The sequence below is a fragment of the Streptomyces sp. NPDC031365 genome, assembly GCF_055569765.1.
This window is the reverse complement of record NZ_JBVIIM010000048.1, coordinates 27,897-34,651: the sequence shown is the minus strand read 5'-3', so window position 1 is coordinate 34,651 and position 6,755 is coordinate 27,897. Positions and strand designations below refer to the sequence as shown.

The 6,755-nt window shown below is 73.2% G+C and carries 4 protein-coding genes and 1 pseudogene; 4 read left to right on the top strand and 1 reads right to left on the bottom strand.

Annotated features, from left to right (window positions below; translation table 11 throughout):
- The 4 genes and pseudogenes from ACZ5C2_RS37130 to ACZ5C2_RS37115 form a co-directional block, all read left to right on the top strand.
- Nucleotides 1–94: pseudogene (locus tag ACZ5C2_RS37130) on the top strand (ABC transporter permease); the annotation flags it as partial.
- Complete coding sequence (locus ACZ5C2_RS37125) at nt 87–968, top strand: ABC transporter ATP-binding protein (RefSeq protein ID WP_468801152.1); 882 nt, start codon at nt 87–89, stop codon at nt 966–968. The pseudogene ACZ5C2_RS37130 and the gene ACZ5C2_RS37125, both read left to right, overlap by 8 nt.
- Before the next feature lie 99 nt (nt 969–1,067).
- A complete protein-coding gene (locus ACZ5C2_RS37120) occupies nt 1,068–3,266 on the top strand; it encodes a CDP-glycerol glycerophosphotransferase family protein (RefSeq protein ID WP_468801150.1) in 2,199 nt (732 codons plus the stop codon).
- The gene (locus tag ACZ5C2_RS37115; RefSeq protein WP_468801149.1) at nt 3,263–4,933 is read left to right on the top strand and encodes a glycosyltransferase family 2 protein; all 1,671 of its coding nucleotides are present in this window, start codon (nt 3,263–3,265) and stop codon (nt 4,931–4,933) included. Before ACZ5C2_RS37120 ends, ACZ5C2_RS37115 begins: the two co-directional genes overlap by 4 nt.
- Nucleotides 4,934–5,058: 125 nt before the next feature.
- Here ACZ5C2_RS37115 and ACZ5C2_RS37110 read toward each other — a convergent pair whose 3' ends face one another.
- Nucleotides 5,059–6,585: a hypothetical protein gene (locus tag ACZ5C2_RS37110; protein WP_468801148.1), complete on the bottom strand. Its 1,527-nt coding sequence runs from the start codon at nt 6,583–6,585 to the stop codon at nt 5,059–5,061.
- Nucleotides 6,586–6,755 lie beyond the last annotated feature (170 nt).

Here is a 6,755-nt window from a genome sequence, read left to right as displayed (position 1 = left end):
CGTGTGGGCGTTCGCGCTGGGCTGGGCCCTGCTGGCCGGCGCGGCCGGCTTCGTCTACTTCTGGAAGTCCGAGGAGAGGTACGGCCGTGGCTGACACCACCGACCGGAAGGTCCCCACCGTCATCGCCGACGGCGTCGACATCGTCTACCGGGTCAACGCAGGCGGCGCCGGACGCGGCTCCGCCACCGCCGCCCTCAACCGCATCCTGCGCCGCAAGCAGACCGAGAAGGTCTCCGGCGTACGCCGGGTGCACGCGGTGCGCAACGTCTCCTTCGTCGCCTACCGGGGCGAGGCGATCGGCCTGATCGGCACCAACGGCTCGGGCAAGTCCACCCTGCTCAAGGCCGTCGCCGGTCTCCTCCCCGTGGAGAACGGCCGCATCTACACCGATGGCCAGCCCTCCCTGCTCGGCGTCAACGCGGCCCTGATGAGCGACCTGACCGGGGAGCGCAACGTCCACCTCGGCGGGCTCGCGATGGGCATGTCCCGCGACGAGATCAGGGCCCGCTACCAGGAGATCGTCGACTTCTCCGGCATCAACGAGAAGGGTGACTTCATCACCCTGCCGATGCGCACCTACTCCTCCGGCATGGCCGCCCGGCTGCGCTTCTCCATCGCCGCCGCCAAGAACCACGACGTCCTCCTCGTCGACGAGGCCCTGGCCACCGGCGACCGCTCCTTCCAGAGGCGCTCCGAGGCCCGGATCCGGGAGCTGCGCAAGGAGGCCGGGACGGTGTTCCTGGTCAGCCACAACAACAAGTCGATCCGCGACACCTGCGACCGCGTGCTGTGGCTGGAGCGCGGTGAGCTGCGCATGGACGGGCCGACCGACGAGGTGCTCAAGGAATACGAGGCGTTCACCGGGGACAAGGCCGCCAAGCCGAAGCCGAAACCGAAGCCCCAGGCGGCCGCCGCTCCGAAGCCCGCCCCCACACCTGAAGGAGCGAAGGTTCCGCTTCCCTCGTGAGGCCCACGCCCGCGCGCCCCCGTGCCCACTTCGTCCTATTGATGCCAATATGACCGAAGAGGACCGTCCGGAGCGACGAGCAGCCGAAGGAGCCCCGCGATGCCCGAGCTCAGTGTCATCGTTCACGGGCCGAACACCCAGGACCACCTGACCGCCCTCCTCGACTCGCTCACCGCCCACCCCCTCCCCGACACCGAGGTGGTCGTCGCCGCGGTCGGCGACTGGGCCCGCGAGACGGCGGAGCGGTACGTCTCCCACGTCCAGGTGCTGCCGCTGCCCGCCGGCACGTCCGACGCGGCAGCCCGGGCAGCGGGGGCCACCCGGGCCACCGGCCGCTGGCTGCAGTTCGTCCGCGCCAAGGACGGACTGCCGCCCGGCAGCCCCCGCACGGTCGCCGAACGGGCCGCCGAGCTCCCCGGCACCGTCGACGTGCTGCTCCTCGACCATCTGCGCAGCACCTGGCGCAGTTCCGGCCTGCCCTCGGCGGACGGGCCCCTCCTCACCCGCGCGGGCCGCACCGAGCTCACCCTCGACGACAGCGCCTATCTGCTGCGGCTGACCCCGCTGCTCGGCACCCGCGTCCTGCGCGCCGGCTTCTGGCGGGCGCACGAGGAGCGGCTCACCACCGACGACGAACCGGGGGCCGCCCTGGCGGCCCTCCTGCTCGCCGGCCGCGTCGCCTGCCTGCCGCACATCGCCCACGAGGACCGCAGGCTGCGGCCCGCGAGCCTGCCCCCGGTCACCGTCGAGCAGCACTTCGCGCTCGTCGACCGCTACGAGGGCCTTCTCGACCTCGCCCGCGAACGCCCCGCCGTCTACACCGTGCTGTACGAGATCATGGTCCGGGACTGTCTGCGCACCTTCGCCCGCGGCGGCATGCCCGACGACATGGCCGAGCGGTTCTTCCACCGCGCCTCGGTCGCCGCCCTGCGCCGCCGTCCCGAGGGCCACCGGCGCCCCGCCGGCTTCGAGGGCGTCCGCCGCTCGCTGCTGGAGGAGGGCGCCTACACCAAGTACCGCGCCTTCCAGAGCGCCAACCACGCCCGCCGCGCCGTGCGCTCCGCGGTGCGCGACGGACGGCGGAGGCTCGGCGCCCGGGTCCGCGACCACCAGTACCGCACGGCACTGCACCGCCCGGTCGCCCCCCGTCTCGCGGTGTTCGCCGCCTACTGGAACCGCGGAGTCGCCTGCAATCCGGCCGCGATCGCCGCGAAGCTCGCCGAACTCGCCCCGCACATCCGCCCCGTGTGGGTGGTGACCGACCGGAACGCGGCCCTGCTCCCGCCCGGCACCGACCACGTGATCCCCGGCACGCGCCGCTACTGGGAGGTGCTCGCCACCGCGAAGTACCTCGTCAACAACGTCAACTTCCCGAACGCGGTGGTCAAACGCCCCGACGCGGTACACGTCCAGACCCACCACGGCACCCCGCTCAAGCGCATGGGTCTGGACCAGATGCCCTTCCCCGCGGCCGCGCAGGGCCTGGACTTCGACGCACTGCTGGAGCGCGTCGACAAGTGGGACTACAGCGTCTCCAGCAACAGCCACACCACCCGCATGTGGGAGAGGGCGTACCCGGCCCGGTTCGTCCCGCTCGAGCACGGCTATCCGCGCAACGACGTCTACTACACGGCCGGAGCGGCCGACATCCGCGCGGTCCGCGAGCGCCTGGGCATCCCGCCCGGCCGCCGGGCCGTGCTCTACGCGCCCACACACCGCGACTACGAGGCCGGCTGGACCCCCCGCCTGGACCTCGCCGCGCTCGCCGACCGCCTCGGCGATGACACCGTTCTGCTGGTGCGCGGCCACTACTTCTACGACGCCGGCGCCTCCCCGCTGACCGATCTGCGCCGCTCCGGCCACGTCATCGACGTCTCGTCCTACGAACCGGTCGAGGAGCTGTGCCTGGCCGCCGACGCCCTCGTCACGGACTACTCGTCGATCATGTTCGACTACGCCAATCTCGACCGCCCGATCGTCATCCACGCCGACGACTGGGAGACGTACCGCACCACGCGCGGTGTCTACTTCGACCTGATGGCCGAGGCACCCGGTCCGGTGGCCCGCACCCAGGAGGAACTCGGCGAGCTCCTCACCACCGACGCCTGGCGCGACGAGAGCGCCGCGAAGGCACGGGCCGCCTTCCGGCGCCGGTTCTGCGAGTACGACGACGGCCGCGCCGCCGAACGCGTGGTGCGCCGGGTCTTCCTCGGTCAGGACGAGGCGTCACTGCCGCCGGTCCTGCCGATCGAGGAACGTACCCCGGCTCCCACCCCCGAGGAGGCGTCCGCGTCATGAGCTTCCCTCAGGTCCCCGACGTCACCGTGACGGTGATCGTGCACAACGACGCCGAACGGCTCCCCCGCGCGGTGGAGTCCGTGCGCCGCCAGACCCACCGCAACCTCGAGATCGTCATCAGCGACGACCACTCGACGGACGACACCCCCCGGGTGGCGCGGGCGCTGGCGGCCGCCGACCCGCGCATCCGGTACGTGCGGCTGCCGGAGAACAGCGGCGGGTGCAGCGCGCCGCGCAACCGCGCCCTGGAGATCGCCCGGGCGCCGTATCTGATGTTCCTGGACAGCGACGACGAACTCCCGCCGGCGTCGGTCGCCACCCTGCTCGCCGCTCACCGCGCACACGACATCGACTTCGCGATGGGCGCGGTACGGCGGATCCGGGTGGACACCGGCCGCCGCTCCACCTGGATGCCGCACCTCGTGGACGAGCGCCGCACCCTGGAGGGCATCGGGGACGACCCACGGCTGTTCTTCGAACACCTGTCGACCAGCAAGATGTACGCCCGCGCCTTCCTCGACCGCCACGACCTGCGCTTCCCCGAGGGGATCCACTACGAGGACCAGCTGTTCTCGGCCCAGGCGTACTGCCTGGCGAAACGGTTCACCGTCGTCCCCGAGCCGGTGTACCACTGGTACATCGACCCGTACCCGGACCCCGGCACGGCGTCCATCTCCAACCAGCGGCATCTGCTCACCAACGTCGGCGACCGGATCCACGTGCAGCGGCTGATCGACGCCTTCCTGGTGACGAGCGGGCACGCGTCGCTGCGCGAGGACAAGGACCACAAGTTCCTGAAGCATGACTTCCGGATGTACGCCGGCGATTTCCCCTACCGTGACGAGGAGTGGCTCGCGGCCTTCGCCGACCTGGTGAACCCGTATCTGGAGACCCTCTCCCCCGGCGCGTACGCCCGTCTCCCCCGCACCGAGCGGGTGGTGCTCCAGCTGATCCGCGACCGCCGCCTGGCCGAGGCCCGGCTCGCCGCCCGGGGCCTGGGCCACGCCGTCGCCCCCCGCCGGCTGACCACCGACGCGGACGGCCGTACCTACTGGGGCGACCGCGTCCCCGAATCCGTCGAGGCACGCCGCGAACTGGACCTCACCGACCTGGAGCCCGCCGCCTGCCCGTTCTCCGGCGCCCCGTTCCGCCACGAGATCACGGAGCTCGTCCACGGCCCCGGCGCGTGCGCCGACCTGACCGTACGGACGTACGACCCCGCCCTGCGCCTCCCGGTCGGCCCCCAGCGCGCGTGCCTCGTCATCTCCCCCGGCCGGCGCCGCCTCACCGTCCCCTTCCGGCTCTCGCCGGTGCGGCCCGGTGTCTTCGAGGGCCGCGTCCGGCTCGACCCGGCAGCGGCCCGCCTCCCGCTGAGCGGCTTCGCGGGGGTGCGTCATCCACTGGTCCGTCTCACCCTCGGCGGCCAGAACAACCGGGGCACGCTGCTGGCCCCGCTCGATTTCGCGCCCCTGACCGCCCGCGTCCCCTACCACTCCGGCACGACCACGCACCGGGTCACGATCGAGCCGGAGGGCCACGGCCCGGGCCGCCTCCAGATCCGCTGGGCCCCGGTCGGCCTCACGGCGGGACTGCGCCCGGTAGTCCTCCGCCTGGCCCGCCCCCGGGTACGCCGAGCAGCCCGCCTGGTGGCCGGCGCCCTGCGCTGACCCCCTCCCATCCCACCCGTCTTCTGCCCTTCCGGTTCCCTGGGGGCACCGCCCCCAGGGAACCTTTCGGGAAGGGCCGGCGGGGGCGAGGAAACCAAGGGGCCCAGCACGCCGCCACCGCCCCCTCACGGCACCGCGTACAGCACCTGTCCCTCCGGCCCCCTCGCCACCACCCGCAACGCCGTGCCGGCCAGCGCCCCCGTACCGTCCACCACCCACCGCACCCCGTACTCCCGCTCCATCCCCCGCCGCACACCCTCCGGCGTCCGTGCCGCGAAGTACGTCTCCGTGACCGCCACCCGGCGTTCCTCGTCCGGCAGGAAGAAGTCGGGGTAACCGGGCGCCACCGTATAGGGCCCGTACGCCGGAATCTGCCGGGCCGCGCGCCCCTGGGCCATCACCACGTCCCCGTACCGCACCCACGGCGTGATCCAGTGATACCCCGTCCACGGAGGCCGGTACCGCTCCTCCACCACCCCCGGCAGGGCACCGCGCGGAACCACGTACCCCACCGTCCCCGCCTGCGCCCACCCGCCCACCAGCAGCGCCCCGGCGAGCAGCACCGCCCAGCCGGCACGCATCCACCGCCGCCCCGCCCCGACGGCCGCCAGCGCCGCCGCGAGCTGCGCCGGGATCACCGCGGCCGGCAGGGCCCGCCCCCACGCGTAGTGGCCGCTCACCCACCCCGCCCCGACGATCAGCGCCCCCAGCAGGAAGAAGACCACCAGCACATCCCTGCGGTCACGCCGCCACCTCGGCACCAGCGCGGCCACCCCGAGCAGCAGCAGCCCGTACCGTGCGACCGGACGCGCGTACAGCACCCGGTGCACCGGCTCCAGCCCGTCCCCCGCGCCGCCGAACAGCGCGAAGAAGTCGTAGTACGGCCATGCCCACAGCACCACCACCCCGGCCGACAGCGCGACAGCCACCCGTAGCCACACCCTCCGCCCGGCCCGCGCCGCGACCACCGTGGCGACCGCCCCGACCGAGGCCACGACTCCCGAGAACTGGTGGCAGAGCAGAATCACCGCCCACAGCACGCCCAGTCCGAGCCACACCCCCCGGCCCGCCCCCGCCCCGCGCACGGCTCTCGTCAGCCACGCCCAGAAATGAAACGCCAGCCCGAGGGTGAACGTGCTCGGATACGCCACCGTCAGCGCGAGAGAGTTCAGCCCCAGGAAACCGCTCCACAGGAACGGGGCCGTGCCCCACAGCAGCAGCAGGCTCAGCAGGGCGAGCGCGGGCGCGGCCCGGTGCGCGCTCAGCGTCCGTGCGTACCGCCACACGCCGGTCACCAGCAGCGCCAGCCCGGCCGCGGCGGCCAGGCGCAGCACCACGAACACCTCGAGGCCCGTCATCCGGGCGAGGCCGCCGAGCAACAGCATCCACGGCGAGTAGTACGGGCTCGGCGTGTCCGCGTCGACCAGCGGGTTGCCGGGGTGGAGCGGACTGTGCCGCAGCCGCTGTACGGTGGCCGCGTGTATGCCCAGGTCACCGGCCCAGGGGAGCCGGACGACCACCAGGGTCAGCAGGATCGGGACGAGTCCTGCGGCGGCCGCGGTTACGGCCCGGCCGACGGCCGCCGGATGGACCGCGGCGCGGCGCGCACCCGGCGTTCCGGACTCGATGGGCGACGAGAATCGGACAGTCACACAGGAGCCATAGCCCGCCACGGCTCATCCGCACCGGTTCGCCGCCGATGCCCACCTAAGGCACCAAACACGGCGCGAGGGGCGGGGGGGGGGGGGGGGGGGGGGGGGGGGGGGGGGGGGCCCCGGTTCTTTCTTCGTGACCTGGTGGCGTCTGCTGGTGAACCAGGAAC